Below are 21883 nucleotides of genomic sequence, written 5' to 3'. Positions count from 1 at the left end.
ACCTAATTGATGTCAACTCTCAGTTGGGTTATCCTGGACGGCATCATGACAGCGACAATGGACATCACACGGGAGCGGATTGCGGCGACCGAGCCGGTCATCCGTCCGCATATCAGGCGCACGCCGCTGCTTCAGGCCGATCTCGCCGATTTCGGCCTGCCGGCAGCGCCTGTTACCTTCAAGCTCGAGATGCTGCAGCATTCCGGATCGTTCAAGGCGCGCGGCGCCTTCGCCAATCTGCTGCTGCGGCAGGTGCCGCAGGCCGGTGTGGTCGCCGCGTCCGGCGGCAATCACGGCGCCGCCGTTGCCTATGCCGCGCATCGGCTCGGCATTCCCGCCACGATCTTCGTGCCCGACATCACCTCGCCGGCCAAGGCCGAGCGGATCAGGACCTATGGCGCAAAGCTCGTGATCGCCGGCAGCCGCTATGCCGATGCGCTCGCCGCGAGCGAGGCGCATGTCGCGCAGACCGGCGCGCTGGCCGTCCATGCCTACGATCAGGCCGAGACCCTGCTCGGCCAGGGCAGCGTCGGACTGGAATTGGAGCAGGATGCGCCCGGCATCGACACGCTGCTGGTGGCGGTCGGCGGCGGCGGGCTGATCGGCGGCATTGCGGCATGGTACGCCGGCAGGACACGCATCGTCGCGGTCGAGCCGGAGCAATCGCCGACCCTTCACAAAGCGTTCGAGGCGGGCGCGCCGGTCGATGCGCCGGCCGGCGGCATCGCCGCCGACAGCCTTGCGCCGCGGCGCGTCGGCGCGCTGATGTTTCCGGTCGCGCGGGCGCATGTCGAGCGCGTCGTCCTGGTCAGCGACGATGCGATCCGGCAGGCCCAGTCCGCGCTGTGGTCGCACTTGCGCCTCGTGGCCGAGCCCGGCGGCGCAGCTGCATTTGCCGCGGTGCTCTCCGGCCGCTATCGTCCCTCACCTACCGAGCGCGTCGCAGTTCTGGTCTGCGGGGCAAACACGACGGCGGTGACTTTCGAGAGCTGAGCGGGAATGACATGACGCGACCGCGCGGACTCGTCCTGATGGCGATCCTGCTGCCGATGATCGGCGCCGCCCACGCGCAGGACCGCCCGATCGGCTTTCTGACGCCGTCGAAGAACATCGCCTGCCAGTTCTTCACCGACAACGGACAGGGCGTGCTCCGCTGCGACATCATGAACATGGACGTGCGCCCGCGCCGGCCCGCCGATTGCGAGCTCGACTGGGGCCACGCCTTCGAGATGAGCGCGAAGGGCGCAGCAAGCCGCATCTGCGCCGGCGACACCGTGATGGACCCCTCACTGCCGGTGCTGGCCTATGGCGAGGTGTGGCAGCGCGGGGGATTCACGTGCCGGTCGGAGCAGACGGGATTGACGTGCTTCAACGCGATGCAGCGGGGTTTTTCGCTGGCGCGGGGGAAGCAGGAGGTGTTTTGAGATCGTAGAACGGCAGCGCAGACTCCCATCATTGCGAGCCACCGGGTCCGCGCAAAGCGCGGCCCGATGACAGGCTCCGCGAAGCAATCCAGAATCTCTCCGTGCGGACTCTGGATTGCTTCGTCGCAAGGGCTCCTCGCAATGACGGTGAGGAGGCAGCCGCGCACTATTCGATGATCGGCACATGCTTCGCTGCATCGCGCGGTGCCGTACCGTCGAGGCGCGGATCATCGGCGATTTCGATCTGGCGGCGGAAGGGGCGGAAGCCGGAGCGCTGGTAGAAGGCGACGGCGGCGGGATGGTCGAGGGTGCAGGTATGGACCCAGACGCGGCGGACGTCGTGTGACCAGGCGCGCTCCAGCGCGCGGTTCATCAGGAAGCGGGCGGCGCCGGTGCCGATCAAGCTAGACGTGACGCCGAAATAAGTCAGCTCGCACTGGCCGGGCTCGCGGAAGTCGAGCTCGAGCAGGCCTTCGTCTCGGCCGTCGAGGACGAGGGCATAGACCTCGATTCCAGGCGCATGGATGATCGCGGCGAGCTCGGCGTCGGTCATGCGCGCGCGCGAGAACCACAGCCAGCCCTCGCCGACGCGGCGGAAGAGATCGCGGTACCAGGGAAGCGCGGGGGCATCGACCTTGCGCAAGGTCCAGGCGCCGGGCGGATCATCGCGGCGCGCGGGCGGTGCAGTCATCTCCAGATGGGTGACGATTGCGGCGATCTTGCCGTTCGGGACGTCGGAATAGCCGTCGGGGACGATCATGCTTCGTTTCTTCTTTTGTTAGCGATTAGCGGGCGGCGCCGTTTGAGGCACCACAGCAGCGCCACACTCCGTCATTGCGAGCGCAGCGAAGCAATCCAGGATTTTTCCGCAGAGGCAGTCTGGATTGCTTCGTCGCAAGAGCTCCTCGCAATGACGGTGTAGAGGCGGTGGTGTAGCCCGGATGGAGCGCAGCGCAATCCGGGATTTGTGCCACCATCGACAGCGGACCCGGATTACGCTGCGCTCCATCCGGGCTACGACATTTGCCGCTACCCCTCCCCCTCGTCGCTCGCCAGCACGCCCTTTACCGCGCGCGCCCAGCCGGCGAGCTTCCGCTCGCGCGTGGCCTGGCTCATGTTGGGCTTGAAGCGGTGCTCGAGGCGCCAATTGTCGGCGAACTTGGTCGGCTCGGGATAAACGCCCGCCTGGAGGCCAGCGAGGTAGGCGGCGCCCAGCGCCGTGGTCTCCTGGATCACCGGGCGGTCGACCGGCGCATCCAGGAGATCGGCGAGGCGCTGCATGGTCCAGTCGGAGGCGGTCATGCCCCCGTCGACGCGGAGCACGACGCTTGCGGTTTCCGAACTCGGCCAGTCCGCGCGCATTGCGGCCCAGAGATCGAAGGTCTGGTAGCAGACGCTTTCCAGCGCGGCATGGGCGAGCTCGGCGGGGCCGGTGTTGCGGGTGAGGCCGAACAGCGCGCCGCGGACGCGCGGATTCCAATAGGGCGCGCCCATGCCGACGAAGGCGGGGACCAGGTAGACGCTCTGCATGGAGTCCGACTGATCGGCAAGCGGTCCGGTTTCGGCGGCATGCTTGATGATGCCGAGGCCGTCGCGCAGCCATTGCACAGCGGAGCCGGCGACGAAGATCGAGCCTTCCAGCGCGTAGGTGCGTTTGCCATCGAGCTGATAGGCGACGGTGGTGAGCAGCTTGTTCTTGGAGACGACGGGCGTGGTGCCGGTGTTGAGCAGCGCGAAACAACCGGTGCCGTAGGTCGACTTCATCATGCCCGGGCGGAAGCAGGCCTGGCCGATGGTGGCGGCCTGCTGGTCGCCGGCGATGCCGGCGATGACGATGGGGCCGCCGAACAGGTCCGGCGTGCTCTCGCCGAAGCGGGCGGAGGAATCCTTCACCTCGGGCAGCATCGAGCGAGGCACGCCGATGATCTCCAGCAGCTCGTCGTCCCACGCGCCGGTGTGGATGTTGAACAGCAGCGTGCGCGAGGCGTTGGTGGCGTCGGTGGCGTGCACCTTGCCGCCGGTGAGGCGCCAGAGCAGATAGCAATCGATGGTGCCGAACATCAATTCGCCGCGCGCGGCGCGCGCGCGGGCGCCGGGGACGTGGTCGAGGATCCAGGCGACTTTGGTTCCGGAGAAATAGGGATCGATGATCAGGCCGGTCTTCTCAGAGATCACGGGCTCGCGGCCTTCTGCCTTGAGCTTGGCGCAGATGTCGGCGGTGCGGCGGTCCTGCCAGACAATGGCGCGGTGCACGGCCTGGCCGGTGGCGCGGTCCCACACCACGGTGGTCTCGCGCTGGTTGGTGATGCCGATCGCGGCGATGTCCTTTGCGGTGATCCCGGCATGCTCGATCGCTTCGCGGCAGACCATCACGGTCGAGGTCCAGATGTCCTCCGGCTCGTGCTCGACCCAGCCGGAGGCCGGAAAATGCTGCGGAAACTCGGCCTGCGCCTTCGCCGCGATGGAAATATCGCCGCGAAACACGATCGCGCGCGAAGAGGTGGTGCCCTGGTCGATGGCGAGGACGAAAGACATGGCGGCTTACCTTGGCGTATTCTTTGGGCGTCTTCCCTGGAGGGGTCATTGTGTCGCGCCAAAGGGAGCGGATTGGAGGCAGAAGGTCAAGGCGAGATGATGGACGCCGGCTTCCTTCTCCCCTTGTGGGAGAAGGTGGCGCGAAGCGCCGGATGAGGGGTTCTATCGGCGTGGAATAATGCGGGAGTGCCACTCGCGGAGACAGACCCCTCACCCGTCTCGCCGCTACGCGGCGATCCACCCTCTCCCACAAGGGGAGAGGGGAAGAGAAGGCTACACCGCCGCCGTCGTCACGCCGCCGTCGATGACGATGGTTTGGCCGGTCATGAAGCTCGAGGCGTCGGAGGCGAGGTAGGCGACGGCGCCGGCGATTTCGTCGGGCTCGCCGATGCGGCGGAGCGGCGTGGTGGCGGTGCGGCGCTTCAGATTGGCTTCGTCTTCCCAGAGCGCGCGGGCGAAGTCGGTCTTGACCAGGCCGGGCGCGATGCAGTTGACGCGGACGCCTTTCGGACCCCATTCGCCGGCGAGCGAACGGCACAGCGCGAAGTCGGCGGCCTTGGAGATGCCGTAGGCGCCAATCACGGTGGAGCCGCGCAGGCCCCCGATCGAGGAGATGATGATCACCGAGCCCTTGCCGCGCTCGGCCATTTGCGGGATCGCGAGCGCGGAGAGCCAGATGTTGCTCTTGACGTTCGAGCCCATGATCTTGTCGAAGGCTTCGTCGGTGATTTCGAGCAGCGGGCCGTAATAGGGATTCACGGCGGCGTTGCAGACGAGAATGTCGATCTTGCCGTAATGCTTCGTCGCGCCCGCGATCAGCGCCTCGACCTCGTTCTTGCGCGCGATGTTGCAGGGAATGACGATGGCATCGCCGCCAGCGGCATTGATGCCGTCGGCGACTTCCTTGCAAGCGTCGGCCTTGCGCGAGGAGACAACCACCTTGGCGCCTAACTTGGCGAGCAACTCGGCGGAGGAGCGGCCGATGCCGCGGCTGGAGCCGGTGACCACGGCGACCTTGCCGGTGAGATCGAACGGGGTGTTCTTCATTGTTGTTGCCTCCTCCTGGTCATTCCGGGGCGCGCCTCTTGGCGCGAGCCCGGAATCCATACTCCCGATCGTGGCTATGGATCCCGGGCTCGCGCTTCGCGCGCCCCGGGATGACAGGTCAGATCAACCCGCCCGCGTCTGCGACGCGGCGCTGGTGGTAGTCGGTGTCGCCGAAGGTGTTCTCGATCATGGTGAGGCGCTTGAAGTAGTGGCCGATCTTGGCCTCCATGGTCATGCCGATGCCGCCGTGGAGCTGGATCGACTGCTGGCCGACGAATTTCAGCGACTTGCCGATCTGCACCTTGGCCGCGGCGATCGCGTTGCTGCGCTCCTTGGCGTCCTCGAAGTCGTTCGCCATGGTCGCGAACATCGACATCGAGCGCGCCTGCTCGGTGGCGACGAACATGTCGGAGGCGCGGTGCTGCAGCGACTGGAACGAGCCGATCGCGACGCCGAATTGCTTGCGCGTCTTGATGTACTCGACCGTGGTCTTGAGCGATTCGTCCATCAGGCCGACCGCCTCGGCGCAGAGCGCGACGCGGGCTTCGTCCACCACGCGCTCGATCAGCGCGAGCGAATCCTCGGGGTTGCCGAGCACGGCGTCGGGACCGACCTCGACACCGGTGAAGGTGATGTCGGCGGCGTGCAGGCCGTCCTGGGTCGGATAGGACTTTTTCGCGACGCCCTTGGCATTGGCCGGAACCAGAAACACGCCGATGCCTGACTTGTCGCGGCGGTCGCCCTTGGTGCGCGCGGTGACGATCAGGGTGTCCGCGTTCTCGCCGTTCAGCACGACGAACTTCTCGCCGTCGATCACGTAGGCGTCGCCCTTCTTCTTCGCGGTCGTGACGACGTCGAACAGATCGTAGCGCGAGTTCTTCTCGAGCTGGGCGAACGCAAACGTCTTGCTGCCGTCGATGATGCCGGGCACGTGCGCGGCCTTCTGCGCATCGGTGCCGGCATGACGCAGGAAGCCGCCGCCGATCACCACCGTCGCCAGATAGGGCTCGAGCACCAGCGCCTTCCCGAGCGCTTCCATCACGATCATGGTCTCGACACCGCCGCCGCCGAAGCCGCCGTCAGCCTCGCTGAAGGGCAGGCCCAAAAGTCCCTGCTCGGCGAGCTTGAGCCAGACCGTTTTGCTCCAGCCGCCCTTCTCCGCCATGTACTTCTTGCGCTGCTCGAAATCGTAGGAATCGGTCAGCAGGCCGTCGATGCTTTCCTTGAGAAGCCGCTGCTCCTCGGACAGATCAAAATCCATTTCTTTGGTTCCTCGTACCCGGACTTATTTGACTTCGTCATTCCGGGATGGCCCGAAGGGCCAGGCCCGGAATCCATTTCGCCTCAGCGTATGGGCCCGATGGATTCCGGGTTCGCGACTTCGTCGCGCCCCGGAATGACGGTGGAAATATTGCCCTCCCCGCGGTCGCGGAGAGGTGGCAGATCACAGCCCCAGCACCGCCTTGGCGATGATGTTGCGCTGGATCTCGTTGGAGCCGCCGTAGATCGAGACCTTGCGGTTGTTGAAGTAGCTCGGCGCGATCTGGGCGGTCCAGTCCATGGCTTCGTTCGAGCCATCGTCGCCGTGCACGTCGTAAGGCGCGGCGAACGGGCCGATCACTTCCATCAGCAGCTCGGTGGTGGTCTGCTGGATCTCCGAGCCCTTGATCTTCAGCACCGAGGAGGCCGGATTGGGCTTGCCCTTGCCGTGCTTGCCTTCGTCGGCGACGACGCGCAGCTGGGTGAGCTCGAGCGCCTTCAGCTCGATCTCGCAGGCCGCCAGCTTCTCGCGGAAGGCGGGATCCTGGATGATCGGCTTGCCGGCGGATTCGACCTTCGAGGCCAGATCCTTGATGCGGCGGATGCGCTCCTTGGAGACGCCGACGCGGGCGATGCCGGTGCGCTCATTGCCGAGCAGGAACTTGGCGTAGTCCCAACCCTTGTTCTCCTCGCCGATCAGGTTCTCGTAGGGAACCTCGACGTCATCGAAGAAGACCTCGTTGACCTCACGGCCGCCGTCGATGGTCTGGATCGGGCGAACGGTGACGCCCTTCGACTTCATCGAGAACACGATGAAGGAGATGCCCATCTGCTTCTTGGCGTTGTTGTCGGTGCGGCAGAGGCAGAAGATCATGTCGGCGTGCTGGGCGAGCGTGGTCCAGGTCTTCTGGCCGTTGATGATCCATTTGTCGCCACGGCGCTCGGCCTTGGTCTTGAGCGAGGCGAGGTCGGAGCCGGAGCCGGGCTCCGAAAAGCCCTGGCACCACCAATCGTCGACATTGGCGATGCGCGGCAGGTACTTCTTCTTCTGCTCCTCGTTGCCGAAGGTGTAGATGACGGGGCCGACCATGCTGACGCCGAAGGCGAGCGGCTGCGGCGCCGGATAGGACTGCAGCTCCTCGTTGAAGATGTAGTGCTGCACGCTGGTCCAGCCGGTGCCGCCATATTCCTTCGGCCAATGGCTGACGCCCCAGCCCTTCTTGTTGAGGATGCGCCACCACGTCACCATCTCGTCCTTGGAGAGGTGACGGCCCTCGACCAGCTTGCGCCGCGTATCCGGCGGCACGTTGTCGCGGAAGAACTGCCGCACTTCGTCGCGAAACGCCTGCTCTTCTCTAGTGAATGCGAGATCCATTGGATCCTCCTGTGAAACGTTACTTCATTTTCGTCATTGCGGGGGCATCAGCAGCGCGAATCCCGGATAGCGGTTTCTGCTGCTGGCGCAATTCGTGGCGCGACAATTTCCCGACCGGCGTCCGCGGCAGGTCGTCGACGAACTCGACCGCGGCCGGCAATTCGTGCCTGCCGAGCTTGCCGGCAAGCTGCGCGCGCAGCTCGTCGAGCGTGAACGGCTTTGCCTCGGGCCTCAGCTTGATGAAGGCCTTGGCGGCTTCGCCGCGATAGGGATCGGGAATGCCGAGCACGATCACCTCGTGCACGCCCGGGATGGTGTAGATCGCCTGCTCGATCATCTGCGGATAGACGTTGAAACCGCCGGAGATGATCATGTCCTTCTTGCGGTCGACCAGGAAGAAGTAGCCGTCGGCATCGACATAGCCGATGTCGCCGGTGAGAAAGCGGCCATCGACGAAGGCTTCCGTGGATCCCTCCGGCTTGTTCCAGTAGCCCTTGGTGACGTTCGGGCCCTTGATGCGGATCTCGCCGATCTCACCCGGTGGCAGCACGCGCCTGGGATCGTCGAGCGCGACGACGTCGAGCTCGATGCCGGGCAGCGTCAGGCCGATCGAGCCCGGTTTCTCGGGGCCCTCGGGCGGATGGCCGGTGCCGGGCGAGCAGGTCTCGGTCATGCCCCAGCCGCTCTTCAGCTTCTTGCCGACCTTGCGCTCGAAGAAGCTCGCAATCTCCACCGGCAGCGGCGCGCCGCCGGAGCCGATGGTGACCAGCGAGGAGAAATCGCGTTTGTCGAGATCGGGCAGCGCGGCGATCGCGATCCACATCGTCGGCACGCCGGGGAAATAGGTGGCGCGCTTGACCTCGATGTCGCGCATCACGGCTTCGACGTCGAAGCGCTGATGCAGCGAGATCAGATTGCCGCGGCGGAGCGAGGACAGCAGCACCACCGTGAGCGCGTAGATGTGGAACAGCGGCAGCACGCAGATCACGCGCTCGATTGTCTCGCCGCGCGCGGCACGGGCCGGCTTGCCCCAGACGTCGTAGATCGACACCGCCGAGGTGAGATTGCCGTGCGTGAGCATCGCGCCCTTCGGCAGGCCGGTGGTGCCGCCGGTATATTGCAGCAGCGCGACGTCGTCGGCCGCAACGACAGGCCATTGCGCCGGCGCGGCGGCGCCCTCGACGAAAGCCGCGAAGGTGACGATGCGGGGATCGTCGGGGATTGCCGCCTGCGGCGTGCCGACCTTGCCCCAACGATCGTCCTCGCAGACGACGAGCGTGTCGATCAGGCCCTTCTCCAGGAATTTCAGCGCGGTCGGCAGCAGGGCCTGGAGGTTGGAGGTGACGAGCAGGCGCGAGCCGGAATCGGTGATCTTGTGCGTCAGCGCGATCTCGCCGTCGAGCGGCGACAGATGCGCGACGCGGCCCCCGGCCTTCAGCGCGCCGAAGAAGCTGACGGGATGATCGGGCGTGTTGCCGAGGAACAGCGCGACCGAGCTGTTCCTGCCGATGCCAGCGCGCAGGAACGCCGCGGCGGCACGATCGGCCAAGCTTGCGAGTTCGGCGTAGCTGATCGGCCGGTCGCGGAATTCCAGCGCGGTGCGCGGGCCGTAATCGGCGGCGGCCTTGGCGAGAAGGTCCGGCAGCGTGCCCTGGACGATGGTGTCGTCCCACCGCACGCCCTCGGGATAAAACTGTTCGCCGGGATGGGTCATTTTCCTGATTGCTCGAGCGAACAACTAACACAGACCGTCATTCCGGGGCGCGACGAAGTCGCGAGCCCGGAATCCATAACCACCAGCTGGGGTTATGGATTCCGGGCCTGCGCCTTGCGGCGCATCCCGGAATGACGAAGGTTGGGACGAAGCCCCGATCACGCTGCTTTCGACTCCGCAGCCAGCGACGCAAACGTCTTGCCCTCCGCGGCGAGCTTCTTCAGCAGCGGGGCGGGCTCGAGGCTCGGATCGTTGGTCTCCTTAGCGTAGAAGGCGAGACGATCGGCGATGTGCTTGAGGCCGACGCTGTCGGCCCAGAACATCGGGCCGCCACGGTAGATCGGCCAGCCATAGCCGTAGAGCCAGACCACGTCGATGTCGCTGGGACGCGCGGCGATGCCCTCTTCCAGGATCTTCGCGCCCTCGTTGATCATCGGATACATCATGCGCTCGAGGATCTCCTCGTCGCTGACGATGCGCTTCTTGCGGCCGAGACGCAGCAAGGTCTCGTCGATCAGCTTCTCGACGTCGGGGTCGGGCAGCGGCGCACGAGAACCCTGCTCGTACTTGTAATAGCCCTTGCCGGTCTTCTGGCCGAAGCGGCCGGCCTCGCACAGCGCGTCCGCGATCTCCGACTTGATGCCGCGGTCCTTACGCGAGCGCCAGCCGATGTCGAGGCCGGCGAGATCGCTCATCGCGAACGGGCCCATCGGCATGCCGAACTTGGTGACGACGGCATCGACCTGCTGCGGCAGCGCGCCCTCGAACAGCAGCTTCTCGGACTGCTTGCCGCGCTGGGCCAGCATGCGGTTGCCGACGAAGCCGTCGCAGACGCCGACCACGGCCGGCACCTTCGCGATTTTTCGCGCGATGGTCACCGCAGTCACCAGCGCATCCGGCGCGGTCTTGTCGGCGCGCACGATCTCGCACAGCTTCATGACGTTCGCCGGCGAGAAGAAGTGCATGCCGAGCACGTCCTGCGGACGCTTGGTCGACTTCGCGATCTCGTCGATATTGAGATACGAGGTGTTGGAGGCGAGCACGGCGCCCGGCTTGGCGTACTGGTCGAGCTTGCCGAACACCTCCTTCTTGACCGCCATGGTCTCGAACACGGCCTCGATGACGAGATCGGCATCGCCGACATTCTCGATGCCGACGACGCCGTTGATCAGCGCCATGCGCTTGGCGGGCGCATCGGCCGGGATGCCGCCGCGCGCGGCGGTCGCTTCCCAGTTCTTCTGCATCACGCCCATGCCGCGCTTGAGCTGCTCCTCGCCGGTCTCGATCAGGGTGACGGGAATGCCGGCATTGGCGAAGGACATCGCGATGCCGCCGCCCATGGTGCCGGCACCGAGAATGGCGACGCGGTTCACGGGCCGCGGCTTGGTGCCTTCAGGAACGCCGGCGATCTTGTTGGCCTCGCGCTCGGCGAAGAAGGCGTAGCGCTGCGCCTTGGACTGGTCGCTGGCGACGAGCTTGAGGAAGCCCTCGCGCTCCTTCTTCAGGCCTTCGTCGAACGGCAGGTCGATGGCGTAGCCGACGGCATCGGCGGCGGCGAACGGCGCCTCGAGGCCGCGCGACTTCTTGGTCATGGCGGCGACCGCATTGGTAAAGATCGAGCGGTCGGCCTTGGCGGCTGCGAGCTTGGAATCGTCGTCGCGCAGGCGGCGCAGCGCGCGCTTCTCCGCGAGCAGCTTGCGCACGAAAGCCTCGCCGCCGGAGGCCGGGCCCTCGACGATCTCCTCGATCAGGCCGTTCTTCAGCGCCTCCGCCGCCCCGATCGGGTCGCCGCCGACGATCATCTTGACCGCAAGCTCCGGGCCCACCGCACGGGGCAGGCGCTGGGTGCCACCGGCGCCGGGCAGAAGTCCGAGCTTCACCTCGGGCAGGCCGAGCTTGGCCTCTTTCACCGCGACGCGGAAATGGCAGGCCAGCGCGACCTCGAGGCCGCCGCCGAGCGCGGTGCCGTGGATCGCGGCAACGACCGGCTTGGGCGAGTTTTCGATCTCGGACAGCACGTCGTTGAGCGCGGGCGGCTTCGGCGGCTTGCCGAACTCGGTGATGTCGGCACCGGCAATGAAGGTGCGACCGGCGCAGGTCAGCACGATGCCCTTGATGGAGGGATCGGCGATCGCGGCCTTGATGCACTCGAGGATCCCGCCGCGGACTGCGGCACTCAGCGCATTGACCGGCGGGCTGTTGACCGTGACGATCCCGACTTCATCATGACGCTCAAGCTTGACCACTTCGCTCACGGTGTCCCTCCTTGGTGGGGATTTACTTTTATTCGATTTCGCATTGCGGAATTTAATTCCGCATCTTGACGGCAGGGTTATTTTGAAGCACGGACGTTGTCAACGACTCCGCGCAAGAAGCAGATCAGGGATGAAGCGTACAGGAAAGAAGACCGCGACCGATCGGAATTTCGTCGTCGCGCTTTCCCGCGGACTGGAAGTATTGCGCGCGTTCCAACCCAATGACGGCCTGCTGGGCAATCAGGAGATTGCGTCCCGCACCAATCTGCCCAAGCCCACCGTGTCGCGGCTGACCTACACGCTGACCAAGCTTGGCTATCTGACGCCGGTTCCCCGCTTCGAGAAGTACCAGCTCGCCCCGGCAGCGATGTCGCTCGGCTACGCGGCGCTGGCCAATCTGGGCGTTCGGCATTTGTCCGAACCGTTCCGCGAAGAGGTGATGCGCGCGACCGGCGGCGCCGTCGCCGTCGGCGGCCGTGACCGCCACAGCATGATCTATTTCGGGCAGAGCCGCGGCAGCGAGACCGTCGGCGTTCAACTTGACGTCGGCTCGCGCGTGCCGATTGCAACCAGTGCGATGGGCCGCGCCTATTTCTGGGCACTCGATGACGAAGGTCGCGCCGAAGTGTCGCGCATCCTGCGCGAACATTACGGCAGCCGCTGGCCGAAGATGCGCGAGGGCTTGGAACGTTCCGGCGAGACGGTCGCGAAATACGGCTTTGCGATTTCGGTCGGCGATTGGCACGACGACATCGGCGCCGCCGGCGTCGCGCTCAAGCTCAACGACGGAACCGGGCCTTACGCATTCAATTGCGGCGCGCCCGCATTCCGTTTCACGGAAGAGCGTTTGATCAACGACATTGGACCGCGTCTCTTAGCGATGGTAAGGAACATCGAGGCGGCGCTCGGGGGTCTGATGCCGCATTCAAAAAAAGACATCAGCAAAAAGCTGAAATCAGGAGGAAAAGTTGCGCGTGTGGCCGAGGGATTCAGATAGCCTTTGTCATCATCGGGAGCGGCTCGCATCGCCCCATCGCTCACTGTACGTCGTGAGCGAGACGAGATGACGCAGGCACAGCTCGCGCAGGGTACATCGCCCCTGCTCGCGGTTCGCGACGTCAGCGTCGTGTTCGGCGGCATCGTCGCGCTCAACGGCGTGTCCTTCGACATGCACAAGGGAGCCATCCTCGGATTGATCGGCCCGAACGGCGCCGGCAAGACCACGCTCTTCAACTGCCTGTCGCGGCTGTACCAGCCGTCGTCCGGCGACATCTTGATGGACGGCGTGAGCATCCTGACGCGGCCGCCGCACCGGATCGCCGAGATCGGCATCGGCCGCACCTTCCAGAACGTGGCGCTGTTTCCCAACCTTTCGGTGATGGACAACGTCCGCGTCGGCGCCCATTCGAAGACCTCGAGCGACATTATCAGCGACTCCCTGAAGCTTGCCTGGGTCCGGCGCAGCGAGACCAACATCAACAAGAAGGTGCACGAGATCCTTGCTTACCTCGACCTCGAGGACGTCGCCCACACCGTCGTGTCCGGCCTACCGTTCGGTACGCAGAAGCGGGTCGAGCTAGCGCGTGCGCTGGCGGCCGATCCGAAGATCCTGCTGCTCGACGAACCCGCCGGCGGCCTCAACCACGAGGAAGTTCATGTGCTCGGCGATCTCATCCGCAAAATCCGCGACGAGCGCCATATGACCGTGCTCCTGGTCGAGCATCACATGGGCCTCGTGATGTCGATCGCCGACCATGTCGTCGCGCTGAATTTCGGCAAGAAGCTCGCGGAAGGCACGCCCGCCCAGGTGCAGGCGGACCCGGACGTCATCAAGGCCTATCTCGGGAGCAAGGATCAATGACGCCACTGCTCAACGTCAAGGACCTGCGCGCTTATTACGGCCAGGTCCAGGCGCTCCATGGCCTTTCCTTCTCGCTCAACGAGGGCTCGCTCGTGACGCTGCTGGGCGCCAACGGCGCCGGCAAGACCACCACACTGCGCGCGATCTGCAACATGGTGCGCTCCACCGGCGGCGTCGAGTTCGAAGGCAAGCCGCTGAACAACCGTTCGACCGAGAGCATCGTGCGGTTCGGCATCGCCCACGTGCCGCAGGGCCGCGGCACCTTCACCAACATGACGGTGGAAGAGAACCTCCAGCTCGGGGCCATCACCCGCAAGGACCGCGCCGGCATCGTCTCCGACATCGAGCGCATGTACGCGCATTTCCCGGTGTTGAAGCAGCGCCATACCCAGCAGGCCGGCACACTCTCCGGCGGCGAGCAGCAGATGCTCGCGGTCGCCCGCGCGCTGATGCTGCGGCCGCGGCTGATGCTGCTCGACGAGCCCTCCTTCGGCCTCGCGCCGCTGGTGGTGCGCGACCTGTTCGGCATCCTCGGCAAGATCAACCGCGAGGACAAGGTCTCGATCCTGGTGGTCGAGCAGAACGCCCAGCTCGCGCTCGAGCTCGCCGACCAGGCCTATGTGATCGAGACCGGGCGCATCGTGATGTCGGGCAAGGCCAAGGACATCGCGAACAACGAAGAAATCCGCAAATCCTATCTGGGTTACTGAGGGAGCCGGCACAATGGAGCTGTTCACCAACCAGGTCCTGGCCGGCATCGCCACGGGGGCGATCTATGCCTGCATGGCGCTCGCCGTGGTCATGATCTACCAGGCCATCGACCATCTCAACTTCGCGCAAGGCGAGATGGCGATGTTCTCGACTTTCATCTCATGGCAGCTGATGCAGTGGGGCGTGTCTTATTGGGCTGCCTTCCTGATCACGCTGGCATTTTCTTTCGTTGCCGGCATCGCGATCGAGCGCATCCTATTCAAGCCGCTCGTCAAGGCGCCGGTGCTCACCAACGTCGCCGGCTTCATCGCGCTGTTTGCGATCATCAACTCCTCGGCGGGCCTGATCTGGGACTTCACGATCAAGCAATATCCGACCCCGTTCGGCTCCGCACCGTTCCTCGGCAGCCAGCTGATCTCGACGCACCAGGCCGGCATGATCGGCGTCACCGTGGCGCTGCTGCTCGCGCTCTATTTCTTCTTCCAGTACACGCGCATCGGCCTTGCGATGCGAGCCGCAGCGTCGGTGCCCGAATCGGCCCGCCTCGTGGGCATCAACACGAGCTGGATGATCGCGCTCGGCTGGGGCATGGCGACCGCGATCGGCTCGATCGCCGGCATGCTGATCGCGCCTGTCGTATTCCTCGAGCCGAACATGATGGGCGGCGTGCTGATCTACGGCTTCGCCGCGGCGGTGCTCGGCGGGCTGTCGAGCCCGTTCGGCGCCGTGGTCGGCGGCTTTCTGGTCGGCGTGTTCGAGAACCTCGCCGGTACCTACATCCCCGGCGTCGGCAATGAGCTGAAACTCCCGATCGCGCTCGCGCTGATCATCTCCGTCCTGGTCGTCAAACCCGCTGGTCTGTTCGGCCGGCATATCGTCAAGCGAGTTTGATCATGAGCGCAGCAGAAGAAGTCGTCGCCGAGGGCCACGAGGCGGTCGAGGCGGTTCCGAAGCGGGCCATGACGCTGGGCACCGGCACGTCGCTGGTGGTGCTGGCCGCGCTGTTGATCGTGCCGATGTTCGTCAAGAACTTCATCATCTTCCAGATGACGATGCTCCTGATCTACGGGCTCGCGGTGCTGGCGCTGAACATCCTGACCGGCGGAAGCGGCCAGTTCTCGCTCGGCCAGAGCGCGTTCTACGCCGTCGGCGCCTATGTGTCTGCGGTGCTGATGGAACATGCCAACGTCAACTACGCGCTGACCATTCCGATCTCCGCCGTGATTTGCTTCGGATTCGGTTACCTGTTCGGCAAGCCGGCGCTGCGGCTGTCGGGCATCTATCTCGCGCTCGCGACCTTTGCGCTCGCGACCGCGATGCCGCAGTTGCTCAAGCTGAACTTCCTCGAGCACTGGACCGGCGGCGTGCAGGGCCTCGTCGTCACCAAGCCAGACGCACCGTTCGGCTTGCCGATGTCGCAGGACATGTGGCTGTACTACTTCACGCTTGCCGTGACGGTCGCGATCTACATCTTCTCGGTGAACCTGTTGCGCTCCCGCTCGGGCCGCGCCTTCATGGCGATCCGCGACAACGAGATCGCGGCCTCCTCCATGGGCGTCAACGTCGCGCTGTACAAGACGCTGGCCTTCGGCGTATCCGCCGGCATCACCGGCGTTGCCGGCTCGCTCGGCGCCATCGCGGTGCAGTTCGTCGCGCCCGACAGCTACACCATCACGCTCGCGATCTCGCTGTTCCTCGGCATGGTGGTCGGCGGCGTCGGCTGGCTGCCCGGCTCGTTCGTCGGCGCGGCCTTCATCATCTTCGTGCCGAACATGGCGGAGAGCATCTCCAAGGGCCTCTCCGGCGCAGTGTTCGGCGTGCTGCTGTTCCTCGTCATCTACCTCGTGCCGCATGGCGCAAGGCAGGTCGCGATCCTGGGCCAGCAACTCGTCGGCAAGCTCAGGAAGAACTGAAGACCCGTTGAATTAACCAAGGAGACCGAATTGTATTTTGGAAGAACACTGCGAGCCGCCGCGCTGATCACGGCAACGGCGGCCATCACTCTCACCTCCGGCGCTGCACTCGCCCAAAAGAAATACGACACCGGCGCGTCCGATACCGAGATCAAGATCGGCAACATCATGCCGTACAGCGGTCCGGCGTCGGCCTATGGCATCATCGGCAAGACCGAAGAAGCCTATTTCAAGATGATCAACGACAAGGGCGGCATCAACGGCCGCAAGATCAACTTCGTCACCTATGACGACGGCTATTCGCCGCCGAAGGCTGTCGAGCAGGTTCGCAAGCTGGTCGAGAGCGACGAGGTGCTGGTCGTTTTTAACCCGCTCGGCACGCCCTCGAACAGTGCGATCCAGAAGTATCTCAACTCCAAGAAGATCCCGCAGCTCTTCGTCGCGACCGGCGCCACCAAGTGGAACGACCCGAAGAACTTCCCCTGGACCATGGGCTGGCAGCCCTCCTACCAGAGCGAAGCGCAGATCTACGCGAAATGGCTGATGAAGGAGAAGCCGGACGCCAAGATCGCAATCCTCTACCAGAACGACGATTTCGGCAAAGACTACCTCAAGGGCACCAAGGACGGCCTCGGCGCCAAGGCCTCGTCCATGATCGTCATGGAGGAGAGCTACGAGGTCTCCGAGCCGTCGATCGACGGCCATATCGTCAAGATCAAGGCCGCCAATCCCGACGTGCTCCTGATCTACACCACGCCGAAGTTCGCGGCCCAGACCATCAAGAAGACCGCCGAGCTCAGCTGGAAGCCGCTCCAGATCCTCACCAACGTGTCGATCTCGGTCGGTAGCGTGATGAAGCCGGCCGGCTTCGAGAACGCGCAGGGCGTGCTGTCGGCCGCCTACGCCAAGGACTCCACGGATCCGCAATGGGCCAACGACCCCGGCATGAAGAAGTGGAACGAGTTCGTCGACAAGTACATGCCGGGTGCCGACAAGTCGGACACCAGCATGGTTTATGGCTATGGCGCCGCCTCGACGCTGGCCAAGGTGCTGGAGATGTGCGGTGACGATCTCACCCGCGCCAACATCATGAAGCAGGCTGCCTCGTTGAAGGACTTTGCTCCGGATACGCTGCTGCCCGGTGTCAGGATCAACACCAGCGCCACCGACTTCGCTCCGATCGCGCAGCTGCAGATGATGCGCTTCAAGGGCGAGAAGTGGGAACTGTTCGGCGAGATCATCAGCGGTGACGTCGCCTCCGAGTGACGCGTGACGCGATGATCGAGGACGAGGAGCCCCCGCGGACAGTCGCGGGGGCTTTTTGTTGACGACAGGCGCCAATCTTGTTCAATGCGATCGATCCATCCCGGGGTAGGAGAGCAATGGCCGCCGTTCGTTCCCAGGTTGCGACGCTCTGGGCCGCGCTTGCCTTGTGCACTGCAATGAGCGGCGAGGCGCTGGCGCAGAAGAAATACGACAGCGGCGCGTCCGATACCGAGATCAAGATCGGTAACATCATGCCCTACAGCGGTCCGGCCTCCGGCTATGCTGCGATCGGCAGGACCGAGGAAGCCTACTTCAACAAGATCAATGCCGAGGGCGGCATCAACGGCCGCAAGATCAGATTCATCTCCTATGACGACGGCTATTCGCCGCCGAAGACGGTGGAACAGGCGCGAAAACTGGTCGAGAGCGACAACGTGCTGCTGATCTTCGGCTCGCTCGGCACCTCCACCAACAGCGCCATCCGCAAGTACATGAACGAGAAGAAGGTGCCGCAATTGTTCGTGGCGAGCGGCGCCTCGAAATGGAACGACCCCAAGCAATATCCCTGGACCATGGGCTGGCAGCCGAGCTACGTCAGCGAGGCCCGGATCTATGCCAAATACATCATGAAGGAGAAGCCAAACGGAAAGATCGGCGTGCTCTACCAGAACGACGATTTCGGCAAGGACTATCTAAACGGGTTGAAGGAGGGCCTCGGCGCCAAGGCTTCGATGATCGTGCGGGAGGAAGCCTACGACACGTCCGAGCCCGCAATCGACGAGCGAGTCGTGAAGCTGAAGGCGGCCGGCGCCGATATCTTCATCAGCCTCACCAACCAGAAATTCGCCGCGCAGGGAATCAAGAAAGCCGCGGAGATCAACTGGCATCCGATGCACATCATCTCCAACGTCTCGGCTTCGGTCAGCGGCGTATTGGAGCCGGCGGGCATTGAAGTCTCGCAAGGCATCCTGTCGGCGACCTACACCAAGGACGGCTCCGACCCGCAGTGGAATGCCGACGACGGCATGAAGAAGTTCTACAGTTTCCTCGCGCAATACGAGCCCAGGGCCAACAAGCTCGATGCCGGCGTCGTGTACGGCTATGCCGCCGCACAGACCATCGTGAAGGTGCTGCAGATGTGCGGCGACGATCTCACCCGCGAGAACGTCATGAAGCAGGCCGCCAGCCTGAAGGACTTCGCACCCGACACGCTGCTGCCAGGCATCAAGATCAACACCGCGCCCGACGATTTCGCCCCGATCGAGCAGCTGCAGATGATGCGCTTCAAGGGCAGGAAATGGGAGCTGTTCGGCGACATCATCTCGAGCGAGATGAGCCACTGAACGACGCAATTCAAAATAGCCGCCTTCTCGTAAAGCAACTCAAGCGGTGAGTTTGCCCCGCAAAAAGAATCTCACGCGCCGGAATATTCAGCACCGCCTTCGACGAGATCGCCGCCTGCGCGAGGCCCGTGCAGGCGTTCTTCTTGCTGACGGCCGTGGATAGGTATTGAATGCGTGACGGAGCGACGCGCAACGATCGCTCCCAATAAGAACAAACGACACATTCAATCCTGTCCAGGGAGATCAAAATGCCTGCAATGCATGTGCGATTGGGGGCCTTCTCGGCTGCCCTCGTGCTAGCCGCCACGCTGTCCACGACAGCGCTCGCGCAGAAGAAATACGACACCGGCGCATCCGACACGGAGATCAAGATCGGCAACATCATGCCCTATAGCGGTCCCGCGTCCGCCTACGGCGTGATCGGCAAGACCGAAGAGGCCTATTTCCGCAAGATCAACGCAGAAGGCGGCATTAACGGCCGCAAGATCAACTTCATCACCTATGACGACGCCTATTCCCCGCCGAAGACCGTGGAGCAGGCGCGCAAGCTGGTCGAGAGCGACGAGGTGCTGCTGATCTTCAACTCGCTCGGCACCCCGCCGAACTCGGCGATCCAGAAGTACATGAACCAGAAGAAGGTTCCGCAGCTGTTCGTCGCCACCGGCGCCACGAAGTGGAACGACCCGCAGACCTTCCCGTGGACGATGGGCTGGCAACCCAACTACCAGATCGAGTCGATCATCTACGCCAAGTACATCCTGAAGAACCATCCGAACGCCAAGATCGCCGTGCTCTACCAGAACGACGATTACGGCAAGGACTATCTGAAGGGGTTCAAGGACGGGCTCGGAGCCAAGGCCGCCTCGATGATCGTCATCGAGGACAGCTACGAAGTCTCCGAGCCGACCATTGACTCCCACATCGTCAAGATGAAGTCGACCAACGCCGACGTGTTCTTCAACATCACGACGCCGAAATTCGCGGCACAGGCGATCAAGAAGAACGCCGAGATCGGCTGGAAGCCGCTGCACTTCCTCAACAACGTCTCGGCCTCGATCGGCAGCGTAATCAAGCCGGCCGGATTCGAGAACGCGCAGGACATCATCTCGTCGCAATATTTCAAGGATCCGACCGACGCGCAGTGGAAAAACGACAAGGCGATGATCGCCTGGAACGAATTTCTGGATAAGTACTATCCGGAAGCGAACCGCGCCGATGCCTCGGTAATGTACGGCTACATCGTCGCCCAAGGCCTCGTTCACGTGCTCAAGGCCTGCGGTGACAATCTCACCCGCGAGAACATCATGAAGCAGGCCGCCAACATCAAGGACTTCGAGCCGGCGGGCCTGTTGCCGGGCATCAAGGTCAACACCTCGGCGACCGATTTCGCGCCGCTCTCGCAACTGCAGCTGATCCGGTTCAAGGGCGAGCATTGGGTGCCATTTGGCGAGGTGCTGAGCGGCGACGTCGGCGGCTGACCATTAACCACTTGCTCAAGATGTAGCCAAATCGACTAAAGACGCAGCCCCTGCGGCCATGCCGCAGGGGCTTTTCCTTGAAGCGTTCAGGCAAATCGTATTGAATTGCGGCCGCGTCGCGAAGAAAAACGAGACAAGAAAAGGGACGCACACACAAAGAAAAAACAGGGAGATTGGAATGCCTGCTGTCACCGGCAAGCTTGCGGCCGCATCATTGGCGCTCGCGCTCATCGCGGCCTCGGCCTCAACCGCAACGGCCCAGAAAAAATACGATACAGGTGCGACCGACACCGAGATCAAGATCGGCAACATCATGCCCTACAGCGGACCGGCCTCCGCCTACGGCATCATCGGTCGCACCGAAGCCGCCTATTTCAAGAAGATCAACGAAGAGGGCGGCATCAACGGCCGCAAGATCAATTTCGTCTCCTACGACGACGCCTACTCGCCGCCGAAGACGGTGGAGCAGGCGCGCAAGCTGGTCGAGAGCGACGAGGTGCTGCTCGTCTTCAACTCGCTCGGCACGCCGCCGAACTCCGCGATCCAGAAATACATGAACTCGAAGAAGGTGCCGCAGCTGTTCGTCGCCACCGGCGCTACCAAGTGGAACGATCCGCAGAACTTCCCGTGGACCATGGGCTGGCAACCCAACTACCAGAGCGAGACGCAGATCTACGCGAAATACATCCTCAAGGCCATGCCGAACGCCAAGATCGGCGTGCTCTACCAGAACGACGATTACGGCAAGGATTACCTGAAGGGCCTGAAGGACGGCTTGGGGGCCAAGGCCGCGAGCATGATCGTGCTGGAGGAAAGCTACGAGACGTCGGAGCCGACCATCGACAACCACATCGTCAAGCTGAAAGCCACCGGCGCCGACGTCTTCATCAACATCACCACGCCGAAGTTCGCGGCGCAGGCGATCAAGAAGATCTCCGAGATCGGCTGGAAGCCGACCCACTTCCTCAACAACGTCTCGGCCTCGGTCGGCAGCGTGATCAAGCCCGCCGGCTTCGAGAATTCGCAGGACATCATCTCGGCCGCCTATCTGAAGGACGTCTCCGATCCGCAGTGGAAGGACGACGCCGGCATGAAGGCGTTCCTGGAGTTCATGACGAAGTACTTCCCCGAGGGCGACAAGCTCGACGGCGGCACCATCGTCGGCTACGGCGTCGCGCAGACGCTGGTCGAAGTGCTGAAGAAATGCGGCGACAATCTCACGCGCGAGAACGTCATGAAGCAGGCGGCGAGCCTGAAGGACTTCCGCACCGAAGTGCTGCTGCCCGGCATCAAGATCAGTACCGGGCCGAACGACTTCGCACCGATCAGCTCGCTGCAGCTGATGAAGTTCAAGGGCGACAAGTGGGACCTGTTCGGCGAGGTGATCAGCGCCGACGCCGGCGGCTAGAAGCTTCAAAGCCCGGACGACGAGCCCCCTGCGCTGATCGCGCAGGGGGCTTCTGCTTGTGTGGCAATTATGATCACGCGATTGCACAATCGAATGACGGCGAAGGCGCTTACGCTTTGGCACACGATGCGGTAGGCAGATGGCGGCGACCTCCTCGCCGCCAGTCCAGTCTGCGCAAGGCAATTGTCCATGACCGACCGACGCCCCCTGCTCCGCGCGCTCTACGAGGCGGCCGTCGCCGCCGCCCATCCCGAAATGGTGCTGGCCCCTCACCTGCGACCTGCGCCCAGGGG

At 63.9% G+C, this 21883-nt stretch carries 18 protein-coding genes; 11 read left to right on the top strand and 7 right to left on the bottom strand.

What is annotated here, in order from left to right; all coding sequences use genetic code 11:
• Positions 1-9: 9 nt before the first annotated feature.
• Together XF30_RS08495 and XF30_RS08490 are read left to right on the top strand one after the other, a co-directional pair.
• Positions 10-993 carry a threonine/serine dehydratase gene (locus XF30_RS08495; RefSeq protein ID WP_109142416.1) on the top strand — a complete coding sequence of 328 codons (984 nt, stop codon included), beginning with the start codon at positions 10-12 and terminating at the stop codon, positions 991-993.
• Positions 994-1004: 11 nt separating this feature from the next.
• Positions 1005-1424 (top strand): DUF6636 domain-containing protein, encoded by a 420-nt coding sequence (locus XF30_RS08490; protein ID WP_109142415.1) that lies wholly within the window; start codon positions 1005-1007, stop codon positions 1422-1424.
• A gap of 166 nt (positions 1425-1590) precedes the next feature.
• Here the strand turns inward: XF30_RS08490 and XF30_RS08485 are convergent, their stop codons facing one another.
• The 7 genes from XF30_RS08485 to XF30_RS08450 all read right to left on the bottom strand — a co-directional run bounded on the left by XF30_RS08485 (position 1591) and on the right by XF30_RS08450 (position 11610).
• Positions 1591-2184, bottom strand: coding sequence for a GNAT family N-acetyltransferase (locus XF30_RS08485; RefSeq protein WP_109142414.1), 594 nt, complete (start codon positions 2182-2184; stop codon positions 1591-1593).
• Positions 2185-2453: 269 nt separating this feature from the next.
• Positions 2454-3959 carry a glycerol kinase GlpK gene (gene glpK / locus XF30_RS08475; RefSeq protein WP_035997987.1) on the bottom strand — a complete coding sequence of 502 codons (1506 nt, stop codon included), beginning with the start codon at positions 3957-3959 and terminating at the stop codon, positions 2454-2456.
• A gap of 273 nt (positions 3960-4232) precedes the next feature.
• Entirely contained in the window at positions 4233-5006 is a 774-nt protein-coding gene (locus XF30_RS08470; protein WP_109142412.1) for an SDR family NAD(P)-dependent oxidoreductase, read from the bottom strand.
• A 118-nt stretch (positions 5007-5124) separates the two neighbouring features.
• Positions 5125-6267, bottom strand: a complete 1143-nt coding sequence (gene pimD, locus XF30_RS08465) for a pimeloyl-CoA dehydrogenase small subunit (RefSeq protein WP_109142411.1) — start codon at positions 6265-6267, stop codon at positions 5125-5127.
• 183 nt (positions 6268-6450) lie between these two features.
• A complete protein-coding gene (pimC, locus tag XF30_RS08460) occupies positions 6451-7641 on the bottom strand; it encodes a pimeloyl-CoA dehydrogenase large subunit (protein ID WP_035997966.1) in 1191 nt (396 codons plus the stop codon).
• 19 nt (positions 7642-7660) lie between these two features.
• Positions 7661-9355 carry a dicarboxylate--CoA ligase PimA gene (gene pimA, locus XF30_RS08455; RefSeq protein ID WP_109142410.1) on the bottom strand — a complete coding sequence of 565 codons (1695 nt, stop codon included), beginning with the start codon at positions 9353-9355 and terminating at the stop codon, positions 7661-7663.
• 158 nt (positions 9356-9513) lie between these two features.
• Positions 9514-11610: a 3-hydroxyacyl-CoA dehydrogenase NAD-binding domain-containing protein gene (locus XF30_RS08450; RefSeq protein ID WP_109142409.1), complete on the bottom strand. Its 2097-nt coding sequence runs from the start codon at positions 11608-11610 to the stop codon at positions 9514-9516.
• Between the two features lie 130 nt (positions 11611-11740).
• On the opposite strand from XF30_RS08450, the gene XF30_RS08445 reads away from it, so the two are divergent.
• The 9 genes from XF30_RS08445 (at position 11741) to XF30_RS08405 (ending at position 21590) form a co-directional block, all read left to right on the top strand.
• Positions 11741-12607, top strand: coding sequence for an IclR family transcriptional regulator (locus XF30_RS08445; protein WP_035997958.1), 867 nt, complete (start codon positions 11741-11743; stop codon positions 12605-12607).
• A 66-nt stretch (positions 12608-12673) separates the two neighbouring features.
• The gene (locus XF30_RS08440) at positions 12674-13471 is read left to right on the top strand and encodes an ABC transporter ATP-binding protein (protein ID WP_057028181.1); all 798 of its coding nucleotides are present in this window, start codon (positions 12674-12676) and stop codon (positions 13469-13471) included.
• Complete coding sequence (locus XF30_RS08435; protein WP_035997952.1) at positions 13468-14181, top strand: ABC transporter ATP-binding protein; 714 nt, start codon at positions 13468-13470, stop codon at positions 14179-14181. The genes XF30_RS08440 and XF30_RS08435 overlap by 4 nt, the downstream gene beginning before the upstream one ends.
• Positions 14182-14194: 13 nt before the next feature.
• Positions 14195-15073 (top strand): branched-chain amino acid ABC transporter permease, encoded by an 879-nt coding sequence (locus tag XF30_RS08430; protein WP_035997949.1) that lies wholly within the window; start codon positions 14195-14197, stop codon positions 15071-15073.
• Between the two features lie 2 nt (positions 15074-15075).
• Positions 15076-16095, top strand: a complete 1020-nt coding sequence (locus tag XF30_RS08425) for a branched-chain amino acid ABC transporter permease (RefSeq protein ID WP_036021517.1) — start codon at positions 15076-15078, stop codon at positions 16093-16095.
• Positions 16096-16125: 30 nt separating this feature from the next.
• Positions 16126-17361 carry an ABC transporter substrate-binding protein gene (locus XF30_RS08420; RefSeq protein WP_109142408.1) on the top strand — a complete coding sequence of 412 codons (1236 nt, stop codon included), beginning with the start codon at positions 16126-16128 and terminating at the stop codon, positions 17359-17361.
• A 116-nt stretch (positions 17362-17477) separates the two neighbouring features.
• Positions 17478-18704 (top strand): ABC transporter substrate-binding protein, encoded by a 1227-nt coding sequence (locus XF30_RS08415; RefSeq protein ID WP_109142407.1) that lies wholly within the window; start codon positions 17478-17480, stop codon positions 18702-18704.
• A gap of 248 nt (positions 18705-18952) precedes the next feature.
• On the top strand, positions 18953-20182 hold the full coding sequence (locus tag XF30_RS08410; protein ID WP_035997935.1) for an ABC transporter substrate-binding protein: 1230 nt from the start codon (positions 18953-18955) through the stop codon (positions 20180-20182).
• A 178-nt stretch (positions 20183-20360) separates the two neighbouring features.
• Entirely contained in the window at positions 20361-21590 is a 1230-nt protein-coding gene (locus XF30_RS08405) for an ABC transporter substrate-binding protein (protein ID WP_035997932.1), read from the top strand.
• The last annotated feature ends 293 nt before the right edge of the window (positions 21591-21883 follow it).

The sequence above is a fragment of the Bradyrhizobium sp. SUTN9-2 genome (assembly GCF_003122645.1).
In the GTDB taxonomy this organism is placed as follows: domain Bacteria; phylum Pseudomonadota; class Alphaproteobacteria; order Rhizobiales; family Xanthobacteraceae; genus Bradyrhizobium; species Bradyrhizobium yuanmingense.
This window is presented reverse-complemented; position numbering and strand designations above follow the sequence as displayed.